Genomic DNA, 17,169 nt, shown 5'->3' with positions numbered 1-17,169 from the left:
TGCGGCTAAAAAATCACCGAACGTAAAATGCGTTAAATCTGCCGCTGGCGTAGCGGAAAACCGTGGGTTTATTCGATTAATCTGATAAATTTCCTGAGGTTTGAATTTTTGTATCAGCAAGCTGTCGTATCCCCCTGTAACCCTGGCCACGCCAGGAGATGCAAATGGGTGCACAAGCACGACAGTCACTACAAACTCCGTTCAGCAAAGGAAAATACTTCTGGCATGAATCGAAGAATGTTTATGAAAGCGTCAATGGCATTCGCTACCGTAAGCGGTATGTCTGGCTTATCCACGCTATTTGCGCAGTCCGCCTGGGCAGATGCCGATATTGCTGACGGCACCGCGATGCGATTTGATTTTGACGTTCTGAAAAAAATGGCCGCAGGCATGGCTAAACAGCCGTGGGGCGGCGCTCCAGGCCCGCTGCCGGAAACGCTGGCAACCCTGACACCGCAGGCCTATAACGAGATCCAATACGATGCCAGTCATTCGCTCTGGAATGATATCGCTGACCGCGAACTGGATGTGCAGTTCTTCCACGTTGGCATGGGCTTTAAGCGACGCATCCGCATGTTTGCCGTTGATGAACAGAGTCGCGAAGCGCGTGAAGTTCACTTCCGTCCGGAACTGTTCAACTACAATAACGCCAAAGTTGATACTCAGCAGCTGGAAGGCAAGACCGATCTTGGATTTGCCGGTTTCCGCGCATTTAAAAAGCCGGAACTGGCGAAGCGCGATATTGTCTCCTTCCTTGGTGCCAGTTATTTCCGCGCGGTGGATGAAACTTATCAATACGGCCTATCGGCTCGGGGTATTGCGGTAAACACCTTCGGCAGTGGTCAGGAAGAATTTCCGGATTTTACTGCTTTCTGGTTCGAAACGCCGAAAGCTGAAGACACGACATTCACTGTCTACGCACTGCTGGACGGTCCAAGCGTCACCGGAGCCTATAAGTTTATTATCGACTGCGAAGCGAAACGCGTGGTGATGGAGATTGAAAATCATATCTTCGCGCGTAAGGACATCAAGCAGCTCGGTGTTGCACCGATGACCAGTATGTTCAGCTGTGGCACCAACGAACGCCGCATGTGCGACACCATTCATCCGCAGATTCACGACTCCGACCGCCTGGCAATGTGGACCGGCAGTGGTGAGTGGATCAGCCGTCCGCTGAATAATCCGCAGAAATTACAGTTTAATGCTTACCAGGACAATAATCCGCGCGGGTTTGGCCTGTTGCAGCTGAACCATGATTTCAAGGACTACCAGGATGTGATTGGCTGGTATGACAAGCGCCCGAGCCTGTGGGTTGAACCGATCGGCAAATGGGGTAAAGGTGCCATCAATCTGATGGAGATCCCTACGACCGGTGAAACGCTGGATAATATTGTTTGCTTCTGGCAGCCGGAAGAGCCGATCAAGGCGGGTAGTGAACACAGCTTCCACTATAAGCTTTACTGGAGCGGCTTACCGCCGGTGCGCAGTGATTTAGCGCGCGTCGATGCGACCCGAACCGGTATGGGTGGCTTCCCGGAAGGCTGGGCACCTGGTGAACATTATCCGGATGTCTGGGCACGCCGCATTGCGGTAGATTTTGTCGGTGGCGATCTGAAAGCCGCGGCAGCGAAAGGCATTGAGCCGGTGATCGACGTCTCTTCAGGCACCCTTAAGCAAGTGGAGATTCTGTTCGTTGAACCGCTAAACGGTTATCGCATCTTGTTTGACTGGTATCCGAACAGCGACGATACCAAACCGGTTGAGATGCGGATGTTCCTGCGTTCGCAGGGAGAAACGCTGAGCGAGACGTGGCTGTATCAGTACTTCCCGCCACCGCCGGATAAACGTAAGTATATTGACGATCGGCAGATGCATGCTGACTAATTAATCAGCATGTTTTAACGGGCGGCGTTTGCGCCGCCCGATTTAACTAGTTCTGCATCCCAATATGCGGAATATCATCCTCAAGATAAATCTCGCCAACCGGCTTAAATCCTAACCGACCATAAAACTCCTGCAAATGCGCCTGCGCAGAGAGAAAGATCGATTGTCCCGGCCAGTGTTGCTCGCAGCTGGCAATTGCCTGCTCCATTAATCGATATCCAAGGCTTAAGCCTCGTGCCTCAGGAGCGATGATCACCCGGCCAATGCTTACCGGTTGATCTGATTGTTGCGGCGTCAGAACACGCGCATATGCCACGATCTTATCATCCAGCCAGCCGATAATATGACGGTTATCCTGCGCCAGATCGGCACCGTCAATATCCTGATAAGCGCAATGTTGTTCAACCACGAACACCCTGCTGCGCAGCGCCAGAATAGCGTAGAGCTGTGCAACGCTCAGCTCGCTGTGGTGTAAGTCCTGCCAGATAAGATCCATACTCCCTCTCCTGCTTTTTTCTGTTAACACGCTTCCTGCCGGGTACGCAGCGCGAACAGAGTAAATATGCCGCACAGCAGCGCGGTCATCAACGGTAAACCATGCAGGGTCATTGACATTGAAATGCCACCCAACATCGGGCCGATTAACGCCCCCACGCCCCAGCCGACCGAAAGAATAGCATAAGCTCCTGCCAGTTCCGCACCGCGAAAACGCTGACCAATAAGCGTAATAATCACGGTATAGATGCCAACGAACACTCCGCCCCAGACAAACAGCAGTGCGCGCGCCAGCCAGATATGTTGTAACGCCAGCGGCCAGACCAGCGCGCCGAGGGTAGAAAGTGCGGCAAGTATCACGATCAAACGCTGACGATCAAAGCGATCTGCCAGCCAGCCGACCGGCAGCTGTAGCACGATGGCGCCAACCAGCAGAATAGCGATCAGTGAAGTGGCCTCGGACTCACTCCAGCCGAGGTTGATGGCATACAGCGGCAGTAAGTTCATCCCGGCACACTCCAGCGCCGCATTCAATACCGTCGCCGCCAGCGCCAGCGGAATCAACTTCAGCCAGGCCGCCAGGGAGCGCTTCACCTCATGATCAGAGGAAATAAAGCCGGTCTTCGACAGTATCATCGCCAGTGCGGCAGCCAGCGCGATGACGCCACCCAGCATAAAGGCATTGGAACCGCTCCCCATCAGGCTAAGAATCATTGGGCCGAGGGCAAAGCCAAGCGACAGCATGGCGGTATAAATGGCTAAATTCTTCGCCCGATGCTGCTCCACCGTCACCTGATTTAGCCAGGTTTCGGTGACCACCAGAATGACTTCGGTTGCCATTCCCAACAGCAACCGCAGCACAAACCAGCTGGCGATCGGCAACCATGGAAACATCATCAGTAAAGCCGCAGCAGCCAGTATTGCGGTAGACATTAGCTGACGCGTTGAGAAAGTGCGGCATAACCACGGCAGTTTGGGGGCAATCAGTAATACCCCAAGCGCATGCATTGCGGCATTGATACCGATAAAGGCTTCGCTATAGCCATGATTGGCCAGCGTGATGGCGATCAGTGGCGCACTCAGACCGTAGGTCAGACCAAAAATCGTGACCGCCGAAATGACAGAAAATTTAGCCCGCAGTTCAGACTTCATTTTTCCTCCGGCGCACCTTTACTTTGCGCGGCGATCGTTCCTTTTTTCAGGCGGATTTCCTGTTTAATTACCGCGCGCCGTATCAGAAAAGCTTCGTGCACGCGTTTGTGCCACGCGCGGCTGCGGGTCGGCTCAACCACCAGCTTCAGCAGGCGTACATAGTCAAGCGCCAGGCCCGGCGTCCAGGTCATCTGTTCGGCCCGGCCGCGCACCAGCCCCAGCAGCCAGAAATTAGGATCTAACAACAGATGTATCGCCGGAAAACGATAGTGGCCCATCGAACCCTCGATAGCCACGTCCAGCGCCTGCACCACCGTTGACGAGCAGTTGCGTGAGGTCAGGTTATAGGTGGTATCTGTGGAAAAAACCTGCCAGTAATTATGCAATGCCTCGGCGTTATAGTGGTTAAACGGCACCTGCTGGTCCGGTGGACACCAGTCAGCAATCTCCGCCGCCAGATCGTCGTTAAATCGCCCCGGCATATCATTGTCCTCCCCCGCCCGCAGCATGGCGCGGAAATTACCGCTGTCGCGATCGATCTCCTCAAACGGATAGTGGCTGATATAGAGTTCGTTCTCGATGATCAGCGATATATGTCCGGTAGAGATCACACCGTCTTTATCCACTGCTGCGATATAGCGATCGATGACTCGCCGCCGCTCGGTAACTATCGCCGATCCCACCGGCGTCCATACCAGCACCTTCAGCGGAAGGGTCGGCGACTGCTGCGGAAATGGCGGATGCTCGTAAGCCAGCTCACTCCAGCGACGCAGCCCGCGTGAGGTAAATAACGGTAACGACATCACCGAGGCGCTTTCCGGTAACAGCAATACCTGGCGCGCCATCTTAATTAATGACAGGCCGGAAGTAAGCAGAAGTAAGGAGAAACAGAGCGGTACGGCAATATGATGATGGAACGGCCAGTTGCTGAAAATCAGCAGACTGAGGCCAACTTCTATTACGCCAAAGGAAAACTCCCGCCGCCATTTCACCGTACGCAGCACCAACGACGAAGCGATGCGGAATAAGCCGTCGCCGAGAAATGCCGTACCAAACAGCACTGAGGCGAGAATATTGTTATCCCAGGGTAAATCAAACACCAATAACGCGATAACCAGAAAGCCCAACCCTTTCCAGATACCAGGCCAGTATATGCGGATACCAATAATCATCGCCGCGGCGATTTCAACCAAACCTTCAATAACCAGTAACAGTGCTAAGGTATCCAGCGGCACCGACAGGCGACCGTCACTGGCGATGTCGTAAAAGATCGCCACGCCGAGCGCGATCCAGCATGCCCCAATGAAGGCGAGGAATAACCAGCGGGATTTTAACTGACGAGCACCCACCAGTAAGAAAATTAATCTTATCAAGGGGCTTCTCCAGCGAGGAAGAGGATGATGCCAAATTAGCAAGAAGGCCGAAATAGCACAAAGAATAAACATTAATAATGTGCGGAAAATACAATATTAAAAAAAAATCAGGCCCGACAGGCCTGATTTCTTTATATCGCAACAATCAATACCGGTTACATTAGCGGCTGTGCCATCTGTACCAGGTTGATCAGCGGCTGCGGGTAAATACCTAACAGCAGTACCAGAATTGCTGAAATCAGCACTACCACGCCACCGGCGGTAAACGCCCAGTTAGCCGGCGTATCACGCTGTAGCGACTCTGGTGGGCTGAGGTATAAGCTGACGGTGACGCGCAGATAATAGTACAGACCAATTGCACTACCCAGCACCACCGCCGCCGTCAGCCACCACAGGTGTGCATTCACGCCGACCGCAATCACGTAAAACTTACCGATAAAGCCGAGCGTCATCGGGATACCCGCCAGTGACAGCATCATCACCGTCATAACCGCTGACAGAATCGGGCGATGCCAGAACAGACCACGATACGAGTAAAGTGAATCAGCATCCGGACCACGATACGGGCTGGACATCAGGCTGACTACGCCGAATGCACCGAGGCTGCTGAACAGGTAACCGGCCAGATAGACGCCAACGGTTTCCAGCGACAGCTGATGAGTCTGCACCGCAATCAGCGCCACCAGCAGATAGCCGAGGTGAGCGATTGAAGAGTAACCGAGCATACGCTTGATGTTGCTCTGCGAGATAGCCATCAGGTTGCCAAACAGAATCGAGGCAAAGGCAATCACGCCGAGTACCGTTCTGACCGCTTCGCTGTCGGTTACCGGCGCATACATAAACAGACGCATCACCACACCAAAAATGGCGATCTTGCTGGCGGTTGCCAGGAAGGTGGAGACCGGTGCCGGTGCCCCCTGATAGACGTCTGGCGTCCACAGGTGGAACGGAACCAGCGACAGTTTAAAGCCGAGGCCAACAATCATCAGGCCCAGACCCGCCAGCAACAGCGGCTGATGCAGCATCTCATCGCTTAGGGTTTTGCCCAGCGCCATAAAGCTCAGGCTGCCTGAATCAGCGTACACCAGTGCCATACCGAACAGCAGGAACGATGATGCCGCAGCAGAGAGAATCATGTACTTAATGGCGGCTTCCAGCGAACGTTTCTGACGGAAAGCGTAACCAATCAGGCCAAACAGCGGCAGCGACAGCAGTTCAATACCGATAAACAGCGCAGCCAGATGATTCGCACCCGCCAGAACCACTCCACCAAGTGCCGCAATCAGCACCAGCAGGTAGAACTCTTCACGGTTATCGGTGTAGCCCTCAAGCCACGGATACGCGAAGGTACAGGTTGCGAGACTCGCCAGTATTACCAGCCCGGTATAGAACATGGCGTAACCGTCGACGCGCAGTAACGGCGTGACATCCATTGGGCCAGCCTGGCCAACAAAGAACAGTGACAGCAGTGCGAGGTTAAGACCGATCACCGTCAGGGTCGCGTTGACGAAGTGGTTGCGTCGCCACGCAATGGACAGCATCACAACCACCACCGTCAATCCGACGATCAACAGCGGTAGCAGCGCGATCAAATGTTGAGGAGTTATTGTCATGGCGAATTACGGCCTTGTAGTTGAAATTGAAGCGGTAAACCACTGCTGAATATTGCTCATCGCAGCATGTGAGGTGTCCAGAATCGGCTGTGGATAAACCCCCAGCAGTACCAGCAGAACCACCAGCACCATAATCATCAGGAATTCGCGCGGCGACATGCCTTTCAGCGGCTTGTCAGATTTTGCCGGACCATAATAAGCCCGTTGCATCATGATTAATGAGTAGACCGAAGCAAACACCAGACCGAAAGTGGCAATGACGATAATCACTGGCGCAACCTGGAAGCTGCCGACCAGAATCATAAATTCACCGACGAAGTTACCGGTGCCCGGCATACCGAGGTTAGCCACGGCGAAGAACAAAGACAGACCCGGCAACCATTTGATGCGCGACCACAGACCGCCCATCTGACGCATATCACGCGTATGCAGACGCTCATACAGCTGACCGCACAGGATAAACAGTGCCGCCGCTGAGAGACCGTGAGCAATCATCTGAATCACCGCGCCCTGGTAAGCCAGCTGGCTGCCGGTATAGATGGCAATCAGTACAAAGCCCATGTGGGATACTGAGGTGTAAGCAATCAGACGTTTGATATCGGTCTGGGAGAATGCCATCCACGCGCCGTAGAAGATACCAATGATACCCAGCCACATGGCAATCGGCGCAAATTCAGCTGAGGCATTCGGGAACAGCGGCAGGCTGAAGCGCAACAAACCGTAAGCAGCGGTCTTCAGCAGGATGCCTGCGAGGTCAACGGAGCCAGCCGTTGGTGCCTGGCTGTGCGCATCCGGTAACCAGCCGTGTAACGGCACCACCGGCATTTTCACCGCGAAAGCGATAAAGAAGCCGAGCATCAGCAGATATTCAACACCGTGCGACATTGGCGTGTTCAGCAGCAGTTCATAGTTGAACGTCCAGACTCCGGTCGCATTGTAATGAACGAATACCAGACCCAGAATCGCAATCAGCATCACCAGACCACTGGACTGGGTGTAGATAAAGAACTTGGTGGCTGCGCTGATACGGGTTTTACCGTCGGACGCTTTATGACCCCAGAGTGCGATGAGGAAGTACATCGGCACCAGCATCATTTCCCAGAAGAAGAAGAACAGGAACAGGTCGATGGCGAGGAACACGCCGATCACGCCGCCCAAAATCCACATCAGGTTGAGGTAGAAAAAGCCCTGATTTTTCTCAATTTCCTTCCAGGAGCAGAGTACCGCCATTAACCCCAGCAGCCCGGTCAGTACCACCATCAGCAGCGACAGTCCGTCGAGAGCCAGGTGGAAATTGATGCCGAAACGCGGAATCCATGATGCGGAGAATTCAGATTGCCACTGTGGCAAACCTGCTGCCTGAGTCAGCGCATAGTTACTCTGCATCCAGAGATGCAGCGACAGCACCAGCGTCAACCCCATAGTGATCAGTGCGATCCAGCGCGGCGCTCTGACGCCAAAGCGTTCGCACTGCCAGCACAGCAAGCCACCGACGAAGGGTATAAATATAAGCCAAGGCAATAACATGGCGAGTCTTTCCCTTTCTTGGCCCCGTTTGGGCTATCTTGCTTGCCATTTTGTTCGCCGGCAGTGCTCGCAATCCTCACGTACTTTAGTACGCTGCGGTTGCTCCGCGCTGGCGGCGAACAAACTGACTGCGCCGATAACGCCCATTTATACGGGGTATATTTTCAATATTCTTCTTGTTGGGATGGACAATTCCGCTCCATCCCGCTCACTAACCTTAAACCACCAGCATTAGTGCCAGTACCACGACGGCACCGATACTCATTGAGGCGATATACCAGCGCAGATAACCGTTCTCGCTGACCACCAGCCCTTTGTTCGCGAAACGCGACAGGATAGCCGGAATATTCATCAGACCATTTAACGGATCGCGTTGCAGCAGCCAGGCAATACCGAGATACGGTTTAACAAACACTTTGTCGTACAGCCAGTCAAAGCCCCACGCGGCGAACCACCAGGTGCTGAAGAAGCGGCCAATGGCACTATTAGCAATACTGGTCACCAGCGTGCGTTTGCCCAGCCACAGAGCGGCAGCCAGCAGAATACCGACAATTGCCACCACGCCGGAGGCGATTTCCAGCGTCAATACGGTGCCATGCGCCAGTTCGGTGGTATTCGGCAGTACGCCCTGCAACGGTGGAACAATCATCGCGCCGATAAAGGTTGAGAGAATCAGCAGAACAATCAGCGGCAGATGGTGAGTGATGCCTTTACCCGCATGCGCGTGAATCTTCTCTTCACCGTGGAAGGCGATAAAGATCATACGGAAGGTATACAGCGAGGTCATAAATGCCCCCACCAGGCCCGCCACCATCAGATTGATATGGCCATTCGCCAGCGCACCAGCAAGAATCTCGTCCTTACTGAAGAAGCCTGCGGTAATCAGCGGCAGTGCTGACAGCGCCGCACCGCCCACCAGGAAGCAGACATACACCAGCGGAATGCTTTTACGCAGGCCACCCATTTTGAAAATATTCTGCTCGTGATGACATGCCAGAATCACCGAACCGGAAGAGAGGAACAGCAACGCTTTAAAGAAGGCATGGGTCATCAGATGGAAAATGGCCGCGTCCCAGGCTTGTACACCCAGAGCAAGGAACATATAGCCAATCTGACTCATGGTTGAGTATGCCAGCACGCGTTTGATATCGGTCTGTACCAGTGCGGCAAAGCCCGCCAGCACCAGTGTAATCGCACCGATAATCCCCACCAGATGCAGCACTTCCGGCGTCAGCAGGAACAGGCCGTGAGTACGGGCGATCAGATAGACACCCGCCGTCACCATGGTTGCCGCGTGAATCAGTGCGGAAACCGGCGTCGGGCCTGCCATCGCATCGGCCAGCCAGGTCTGCAACGGCAGCTGGGCAGATTTACCTAGTGCGCCACCTAACAGCATCAACGTCGCCCACTGCAACATGTGGTTGTCTGCGGCAAAGTGCGCCGGTGCCAGCTCAACCATCTCGCGGAAGTTCAGCGTACCCAGCTCGTTGTAGAGAATGAACAACGCAAACGCCAGGAACACGTCACCCACACGGGTAATGATGAACGCTTTCATCGCCGCCGCGCCGTTGTCCGGATTGGTGTAGTAGAAACCGATCAGCAGATAAGAGCAGAGACCAACGCCTTCCCAACCGAGATACATCAGCATCAGGTTGTCGGCCAGAACCAGAACCACCATGCTGGCGATAAACAGGTTGGTATACGCGAAGAAGCGCGAATAGCCCTCTTCTCCCCGCATATACCAGGAGGCAAACATATGAATGAAGAAACCGACACCGGTGACCACAGACAGCATGGTCAGCGACAGGCCGTCCAGCGTCAGGTTGACACCAATATTAAAGTCGCCGACATCCATCCAGGTCCAGAGTGGCTGATTGAAAACCTGCTGGCCCTGATTGAAGAAGTCGATACCGGCATACAGAGTCACCAGCGCTGACAAGCCCACCGACCCCATACCAATGGTCGCGGAGACGTTTTCAGACCAGCGGCCTCGCGAGAACGCCAGCAGCAAAAAGCCGATCAGCGGAAACAGAATAGTTAAATAGAGAAGGTTCATCCGCGCATCTCGCTCACTGTGTCAATGTTGAGAGTCTGACGACGACGGTAGAGCTGCAGCAGCAGCGCAAGGCCAATACTGGCTTCGGCGGCCGCAAGGCTGATAGCCAGAATATACATCACCTGACCGTCGGCTTGTCCCCAATAGCTTCCCGCCACCACGAACGCCAGTGCCGCAGCGTTAATCATGATTTCGAGGCCAATTAACATAAACAACAGATTGCGACGCATCACCAGCCCGGTCAGTCCGAGAACGAACAGAATCGCCGCCAGGATAAGCCCATGTTGCAGAGGGATCATGCGTGTTCCTCCTTTTTACTTTTCGCTGCATCACCAGGGCGGTTGCTTAGCACCTCGCCCTGACGATCTTCACGTCCGATGTGGAATGCCACCACCAGACCCGCCAACAACAGCATTGAAGCCAGCTCAACCGCCAGAACGTAAGGACCAAACAGGCTAATCCCGACCGCTTTCGCGTCGATAATTGTGCCGTCAATGCCCTGATCGTTAACCGTGGTAATCGCGTAAATCAGTACCGCCAGCAGCACCAGCGCCACCAGACCAGGACCAATCCATAATGACGGCTGCAACCACTGGCGCTCTTGCTCCTGCACCGCTTTGCCGAGGTTCAGCATCATCACTACGAAGACGAACAGCACCATAATGGCACCGGCGTAAACGATGATTTCCAGCGCACCGGCAAAATAGGCGCCCATGGAGAAGAACACGCCAGCAATCGCCAACAGCGAGATGATCAGATACAGCAACGCATGCACCGGATTGGTATGGGTAATAACGCGCAGAGTCGTCAGTACCGCTATCAGTCCGCAAATATAAAATGCAAATTCCATGTCTGGCTCCTTAAGGTAACAAGCCTTTGACGTCGATAGGTTTGGCTTCGTTTTCGGCGTCGCCCTTGTCTTTACCCTCGATCGCCATACCCGCCATACGATAGAAGTTGTACTCAGGGTATTTACCCGGTCCTGAAATCAACAGGTCTTCTTTTTCGTACACCAGATCCTGACGCTTAAACTCACCCAGTTCGAAATCCGGCGTCAACTGGATCGCGGTGGTCGGGCAGGCTTCTTCACACAGACCACAGAAAATGCAGCGCGAGAAGTTGATGCGGAAGAACTCCGGATACCAGCGGCCATCCTGATGCTCGGCTTTTTGCAGTGAAATACAGCCGACAGGACAAGCTACCGCACACAGGTTACAGGCAACGCAGCGCTCTTCGCCGTCCGGATCGCGCGTCAGCACGATGCGGCCACGATAACGCGGTGGCAGGTAAACCGGCTCTTCCGGGTACATCATGGTTTCGCGCTTGGCGAAAGCATTCATCCCAATCAGCCAGATACTACGAACCGTAGTACCGAAACCAACGACAATATCTTTTAATGTCATGTTCTTAACCTCTTACTGCGCCGTGTACAAAATCACTGCGGCAGTCGCCAGCAGGTTCAACAACGTCAACGGCAGACAAACTTTCCAGCCGAAAGACATCACCTGGTCATAGCGCGGACGCGGCAACGCAGCACGAATCAGAATGAACATCATCATGAAAAATGCCGTCTTGATGGCAAACCAGAAAATCGGTGGCAACCATGGACCGTGCCAGCCGCCGAAAAACAGCGTGACGATCAGTGAAGAAACGGTAACGATACCGATATATTCACCGACAAAGAACAGGCCAAATTTCATCCCGGCATATTCAATGTGGTAACCATCGGCCAGTTCCTGCTCGGCTTCCGGCTGGTCAAATGGATGACGGTGACACACCGCAACACCCGCAATACAGAAGGTGATAAAGCCGAGGAACTGCGGAATTACGTTCCACAAGTGCGTCTGGCTGTTAACAATCTCGACCATATTGAACGAGCCAGCCTGTGCAACCACGCCCATCAACGACAGGCCGAGAAACACTTCATAGCTCAGGGTCTGGGCAGAAGCACGCATGGCGCCCAGCAGCGAGTATTTGTTATTACTCGCCCAGCCAGCAAACAGCACCGCATATACCGCAAGGCCCGCCATCATCAGGAAGAACAGCAGACCGATATTCAGGTCAGCGCCCATCCAGGTTGACGTTACCGGTACGATCGCCATTGCCAGCAGCAGCGAGGTAAAGGCAATCATCGGTGCCAGGGTAAAAATCACGCGGTCGGTAAACGGTGGGATCCAGTCCTCTTTAAAGAACATTTTGATCATGTCCGCGACCAGCTGCAGCGAGCCGCCCCAGCCAACACGGTTCGGTCCGTAACGGTTCTGGAACAGGCCCAGCAAGCGACGTTCACCGAAGCTCATAAAGGCACCACAGCCCACCACGACTAATAAGATCACCAGCGCTTTGCCGACGGCGATCAGCACGTCAATTAATTCCGGAGTGAGCCAGCTCATTGCGCAGCCTCCCGCAGATCGTCAATATTGGCGCCGGAAAGGTATGGCGGAATACCCGGCATACCGATCGGTAAACCTACCTGCCCTGCTTGTAACGCGTCGGAGAAACGCACCGGCAGGCGCAGCGTCTGACCTGCACAGCTGAACTCAACGGCTGTACCGTCGTTAACGCCCAGACGGGCGGCATCAGCTGGATTAACCATTACATACGGCTGCGGCATACGCGTCTGAATCACCGGGGCGCGCTGGGTCATCTCTTCACTACCGAACAAGTGGTAGTAAGGCGCCACGCGCCACTGATTTTCATTACCGGCAAAGGCAGCAGGCACGCTGTCAAACCACTGAAGCTGACCTTCGCTGGCCTCAAACAGTCGCACGCCAGGATCGCCATGACGCAGTTTGCCTCCCACTTCAGCCTGGAACTTATTCCACGCCTGCGGTGAGTTCCAGCCTGGCGCCCAGGCAAACGGGATCTGCTGACGATCGGCCAGTGGGCTGTTGTTACCCTCCATTGAGAAGGCGAACATGGTGTCTTTATCTTGCGGCTGTCGTGGCTCATGCACGCTGATATTGGCGCGCATGGCGGTACGACCGCTGTAACGGTGCGGAGAACGCGCCAGTTTCTGACCGCGAATACGGAAGCTGGCATCCGGTGCCGCATCCTTGATCGCTGCCAGCTGTGGCAATGCCTGAACCGCCGCATCGATCACATCATCAAGCTGCGTCCAGTCAACATGGCGGCTCTCAACGGTGCTGTGCAACGAGTGCAGCCAGCGCCAGCTTTCCAGCATCTCTACCGTGGTGTCATAGTAAGCCGGATCATAAACCTGGAAGAAGCGCTGAGCACGGCCTTCCTGGTTGACTACTGTGCCATCACTTTCAGCAAAGCTGGCAGCGGAAAGAATCAGCCCGGCTTTATCCATGGTGGCCGTGCGCTGATGATCGATAACGATCACGTTTGGCGTGTTGCTTAATGCAGCGTCAACCTGCGCGGCCGGTGCCTGGCGATACAGATCGTTTTCAAGGATCACTACCGCATCTGCGCTACCGCTGGTCAGTTGCTCCAGCGCACTATCCAGCGTGTTGCCGCCGATCATGCCGAGGCCAACGCTGTTGGTAGCGGAAGCCAGCAGGGTAATGCCCACATCAGCACCACGCCCTTTCAGCGCTTTAGCCACGTTCGCCGCCGCTTCAATCATCTGTTGGCTACCGGAATGGGTGCCGGAGATGATCAGCGGTTTTCTCGCGCCGGCTAACGCCTGCACGATCACGTCGATTTTACCTGCCAGGCTGCGCTCGATACCGTCCACCGCTGGCGCACTGTTATCCAGCGCATGAGCGATGGCAAAGCCCAGACGCGCCTGATCTTCAACTGGCGCGCGATAGCTCCACGCGGCGATATCATCCATACGGGTGGTATCGACATTGGTGATAAACAACGGATGTTTAGCGTTCTGGCCAATATTCAGGATCGCCGCAATCTGCCAGTCAGCCACTTTTTGTGCCGCTGCCATTTCGCGTGATTTACCTTTAACCGCCTGGCGTACTGATAACGCCACGCGTGCACCGGTCTGGGTCAGATCTTCACCCAATACCAGCACCGCATCGTAGCTCTCAATCTCGCGCAGTGCCGGAGTATGAATGCCACCTTCACGCAGGACTTTCAGCATCAGTTCCAGACGCGACTGCTCCGCCGCCGGAATACCGGTGGAGAAGTTTTCCGCGCCCACCAGTTCGCGCAGCGCAAAGTTACTCTCGACGCTGGCGCGTGGTGAACCAATACCAATCACTTTTTTCGCCTGACGCAGCACGTCGGCAGCACCCTGCATCGCCTGGTCCGCATTCAGCGTAATCCAGTCATCACCGCGACGCTGCATCGGATGGCGTGGGCGATCTTTCAGATTAACGTAGCCATAACCAAAACGACCGCGGTCACAGAGGAAATAGTGGTTTACGCTACCGTTATAGCGGTTTTCAATACGGCGCAGTTCGCCATAGCGCTCGCCCGGGCTGGTGTTACAGCCGATGCTGCACTGCTGACAAATGCTCGGTGCAAACTGCATATCCCACTTACGGTTGTAACGCTCGGAGTGGGTTTTATCGGTGAAGACGCCGGTAGGACAAATCTCTACCAGGTTGCCGGAGAACTCGCTTTCCAGCGTGCCATCTTCCGGACGACCAAAGTAGACGTTGTCGTGCGCGCCATACACACCAAGATCGGTGCCGTCGGCATAGTCTTTGTAGTAACGCACGCAGCGGTAGCAGGCGATACAGCGGTTCATTTCGTGAGAAATAAACGGCCCGAGATCCTGATTACGGTGGGTACGCTTGGTGAAACGATAGCGGCGGAAGCTATGGCCGGTCATCACCGTCATATCCTGAAGATGGCAGTTACCGCCCTCTTCACACACCGGACAGTCGTGCGGGTGGTTAGTCATCAACCACTCAACCACGCTCTCACGGAACTCTTTCGCTTCGCCGTCATCAATTGAGATAAAGGTGCCGTCTGACGCTGGCGTCATGCAGGACATGACCAGGCGACCACGGGTATCTTCGGCATTTTGGTATTGCTTCACCGCACACTGGCGGCAAGCACCTACGCTGCCCAGCGCCGGGTGCCAGCAAAAATAAGGAATATCAAGGCCGAGGGACAGACATGCCTGAAGCAAGTTGTCTGCGCCGTCGACATCATATTCTTTACCGTCTACATGAATTGTAGCCATAGTGAACATGCTTCCGTAAGGCTTGATCTCTCAAGCGTTAAACATAAATCTCTGCGCGTCGGGCGGGGAGAAACGCCGCCCCAGCAGCGCCCGCACGTTTTTACCAGCGTGCTTTTAACAGGTTTGGCTGAATACCGCTGATTGCACGAGCGTTACCAAAGACCTGCGGCGCGATGCCGGCTTCAAATTCTTCGCGGAAATATTTAATCGCGCTTTGCAGTGGCTCTACTGCACCTGGCGCATGGGCGCAAAAGGTTTTGCCCGGACCAAGCTGGCGACAAAGCTGCTCAAGCGTTTCAATATCGCCCGGCTGACCTTTGCCCTGCTCCAGCGCACGCAGGATTTTTACGCTCCACGGCAAACCATCGCGGCATGGGGTACACCAGCCACAGGATTCACGGGCGAAGAACTCTTCCAGGTTACGGACCAGCGACACCATATTGATTTCGTGATCGACCGCCATCGCCAGCGCGGTACCCAAACGGCTGCCGGCTTTACCAATGCTGGCAAACTCCATCGGCAGGTCGAGGTGCTGATCGGTCAGGAAGTCAGTTCCGGCACCGCCTGGCTGCCAGGCTTTAAATTTCAGGCCATCGCGCATGCCACCGGCGTAATCCTCAAGGATCTCGCGGGCAGTAGTGCCAAACGGCAGCTCCCAGACGCCTGGATTTTTCACCCGGCCAGAGAAGCCCATCATTTTGGTCCCGGCGTCATCGCTGTTTGAAATGCCCTTGTACCACTCCACGCCGTTAGCGAGGATGGCCGGCACGTTCGACAGCGTTTCAACGTTATTCACGCAGGTCGGCTTACCCCATACGCCGGCGGAGGCCGGGAATGGTGGCTTGGAGCGCGGGTTCGCGCGGCGGCCTTCCAGCGAGTTAATCAGCGCTGTCTCTTCACCGCAGATGTAACGACCCGCGCCGGTGTGCACGATCAGTTCGAAATCAAACCCGCTGCCGAGAATGTTCTTGCCCAGCAGACCTGCTTCGGTCGCTTCAGCAATCGCACGGCGCAAATTAACCGCCGCCTCGATATACTCTCCGCGCAGGAAGATGTAGCCACGGTAAGCTTTCAGCGCGAAAGCACTGATCAGCATGCCTTCCACCAGCTGATGCGGCATCTGCTCCATCAGCAGGCGGTCTTTATAGGTGCCCGGCTCCATCTCATCGGCGTTACACAGCAGGTAACGGATATTCATGCTTTCGTCTTTCGGCATCAGGCTCCACTTCAGACCCGTGGAGAAGCCCGCGCCGCCGCGCCCTTTCAGGCCTGAATCTTTTACCAGCGCCACAATCTCGTCTGGCGCCATGCCTTTCAGCGCTTTTTCAGCACCGGCATAGCCGTTTTTGCTGCGATATTCATCCAGCCATACCGGCTGTTTGTCTTCACGCATGCGCCAGGTCAGTGGATGCATTTCGGCAGTACGAATGATCTGTTTCATTGATACTGCTCCAGTAAGTCAGCGATGGTTTCCGGCGTCAGATGCACGTGGGTATCTTCGTCGACCATCATGGTTGGGCCTTTGTCGCAGTTACCGAGACAGCAGGTTGGCAGCAGGGTAAAGCGGCCATCGGTGGTGGTCTGGCCAGGCTTGATATTCAGATTCTGTTCCAGCGCCGCCTGAATCCCCTGATAACCGGTGATATGGCAGACCACGCTGTCGCAGTAGCGAATCACATGGCGGCCAACCGGCTGACGGAAAATCTGGCTGTAAAACGTCGCCACGCCTTCTACGTCGCTGGCCGGGATACCCAGCACTTCAGAAATGGCATTAATCGCGCCATCCGGCACCCAGCCACGCTGTTTCTGCACGATCTTCAGCGCTTCAATTGAGGCTGCGCGTGCGTCTTCGTAGTGATGTTTTTCATGCTCAATAGCGTCACGTTCTGTGGCACTCAGCACAAAGACCTCACTCACATCGATCGTTTCGATCGCAATTTTTTGATCGTGCAT

At 54.7% G+C, this 17,169-nt stretch carries 14 protein-coding genes; 1 reads left to right on the top strand and 13 read right to left on the bottom strand.

Annotated elements, in window-relative coordinates:
* Positions 1-225: 225 nt before the first annotated feature.
* Positions 226-1,884 (top strand): glucan biosynthesis protein D, encoded by a 1,659-nt coding sequence (locus ACP3TC_RS06610; RefSeq protein WP_313852878.1) that lies wholly within the window; start codon positions 226-228, stop codon positions 1,882-1,884.
* A gap of 46 nt (positions 1,885-1,930) precedes the next feature.
* On the opposite strand, the gene ACP3TC_RS06605 is transcribed toward ACP3TC_RS06610, so the two are convergent.
* The 13 genes from ACP3TC_RS06605 to nuoE all read right to left on the bottom strand — a co-directional run bounded on the left by ACP3TC_RS06605 (position 1,931) and on the right by nuoE (position 17,169).
* A complete protein-coding gene (locus ACP3TC_RS06605; protein WP_313852879.1) occupies positions 1,931-2,380 on the bottom strand; it encodes a GNAT family N-acetyltransferase in 450 nt (149 codons plus the stop codon).
* 23 nt (positions 2,381-2,403) lie between these two features.
* Complete coding sequence (locus ACP3TC_RS06600) at positions 2,404-3,531, bottom strand: MFS transporter (protein WP_426817813.1); 1,128 nt, start codon at positions 3,529-3,531, stop codon at positions 2,404-2,406.
* Positions 3,528-4,904, bottom strand: coding sequence for an HdeD family acid-resistance protein (locus ACP3TC_RS06595; RefSeq protein ID WP_313852881.1), 1,377 nt, complete (start codon positions 4,902-4,904; stop codon positions 3,528-3,530). The genes ACP3TC_RS06600 and ACP3TC_RS06595 overlap by 4 nt, the downstream gene beginning before the upstream one ends.
* Before the next feature lie 155 nt (positions 4,905-5,059).
* Complete coding sequence (gene nuoN / locus ACP3TC_RS06590; protein ID WP_313852882.1) at positions 5,060-6,517, bottom strand: NADH-quinone oxidoreductase subunit NuoN; 1,458 nt, start codon at positions 6,515-6,517, stop codon at positions 5,060-5,062.
* Positions 6,518-6,523: 6 nt separating this feature from the next.
* Positions 6,524-8,044, bottom strand: a complete 1,521-nt coding sequence (gene nuoM / locus ACP3TC_RS06585; protein ID WP_426817812.1) for an NADH-quinone oxidoreductase subunit M — start codon at positions 8,042-8,044, stop codon at positions 6,524-6,526.
* A gap of 217 nt (positions 8,045-8,261) precedes the next feature.
* On the bottom strand, positions 8,262-10,100 hold the full coding sequence (gene nuoL / locus ACP3TC_RS06580) for an NADH-quinone oxidoreductase subunit L (protein ID WP_426817811.1): 1,839 nt from the start codon (positions 10,098-10,100) through the stop codon (positions 8,262-8,264).
* Positions 10,097-10,399: an NADH-quinone oxidoreductase subunit NuoK gene (nuoK, locus tag ACP3TC_RS06575; RefSeq protein ID WP_052897308.1), complete on the bottom strand. Its 303-nt coding sequence runs from the start codon at positions 10,397-10,399 to the stop codon at positions 10,097-10,099. Before nuoK ends, nuoL begins: the two co-directional genes overlap by 4 nt.
* Positions 10,396-10,950 (bottom strand): NADH-quinone oxidoreductase subunit J, encoded by a 555-nt coding sequence (gene nuoJ, locus ACP3TC_RS06570; RefSeq protein WP_313852886.1) that lies wholly within the window; start codon positions 10,948-10,950, stop codon positions 10,396-10,398. The genes nuoK and nuoJ overlap by 4 nt, the downstream gene beginning before the upstream one ends.
* 10 nt (positions 10,951-10,960) lie before the next feature.
* Positions 10,961-11,503 carry an NADH-quinone oxidoreductase subunit NuoI gene (gene nuoI, locus ACP3TC_RS06565; RefSeq protein WP_313852887.1) on the bottom strand — a complete coding sequence of 181 codons (543 nt, stop codon included), beginning with the start codon at positions 11,501-11,503 and terminating at the stop codon, positions 10,961-10,963.
* A gap of 12 nt (positions 11,504-11,515) precedes the next feature.
* A complete protein-coding gene (gene nuoH / locus ACP3TC_RS06560) occupies positions 11,516-12,493 on the bottom strand; it encodes an NADH-quinone oxidoreductase subunit NuoH (protein WP_313852889.1) in 978 nt (325 codons plus the stop codon).
* The gene (gene nuoG, locus ACP3TC_RS06555) at positions 12,490-15,216 is read right to left on the bottom strand and encodes an NADH-quinone oxidoreductase subunit NuoG (protein WP_313852890.1); all 2,727 of its coding nucleotides are present in this window, start codon (positions 15,214-15,216) and stop codon (positions 12,490-12,492) included. Before nuoG ends, nuoH begins: the two co-directional genes overlap by 4 nt.
* A gap of 100 nt (positions 15,217-15,316) precedes the next feature.
* Positions 15,317-16,657 (bottom strand): NADH-quinone oxidoreductase subunit NuoF, encoded by a 1,341-nt coding sequence (gene nuoF / locus ACP3TC_RS06550; protein ID WP_313852892.1) that lies wholly within the window; start codon positions 16,655-16,657, stop codon positions 15,317-15,319.
* Positions 16,654-17,169 carry an NADH-quinone oxidoreductase subunit NuoE gene (gene nuoE, locus ACP3TC_RS06545; protein WP_052897296.1) on the bottom strand — a complete coding sequence of 172 codons (516 nt, stop codon included), beginning with the start codon at positions 17,167-17,169 and terminating at the stop codon, positions 16,654-16,656. Before nuoE ends, nuoF begins: the two co-directional genes overlap by 4 nt.

It is taken from the genome of Winslowiella sp. 2C04 (genome assembly GCF_050037805.1).
Taxonomy (GTDB): domain Bacteria; phylum Pseudomonadota; class Gammaproteobacteria; order Enterobacterales; family Enterobacteriaceae; genus Erwinia; species Erwinia toletana_A.
The sequence above is the reverse complement of the archived record's forward strand: the minus strand, read 5'-3'. Positions and strand labels throughout refer to the sequence as shown.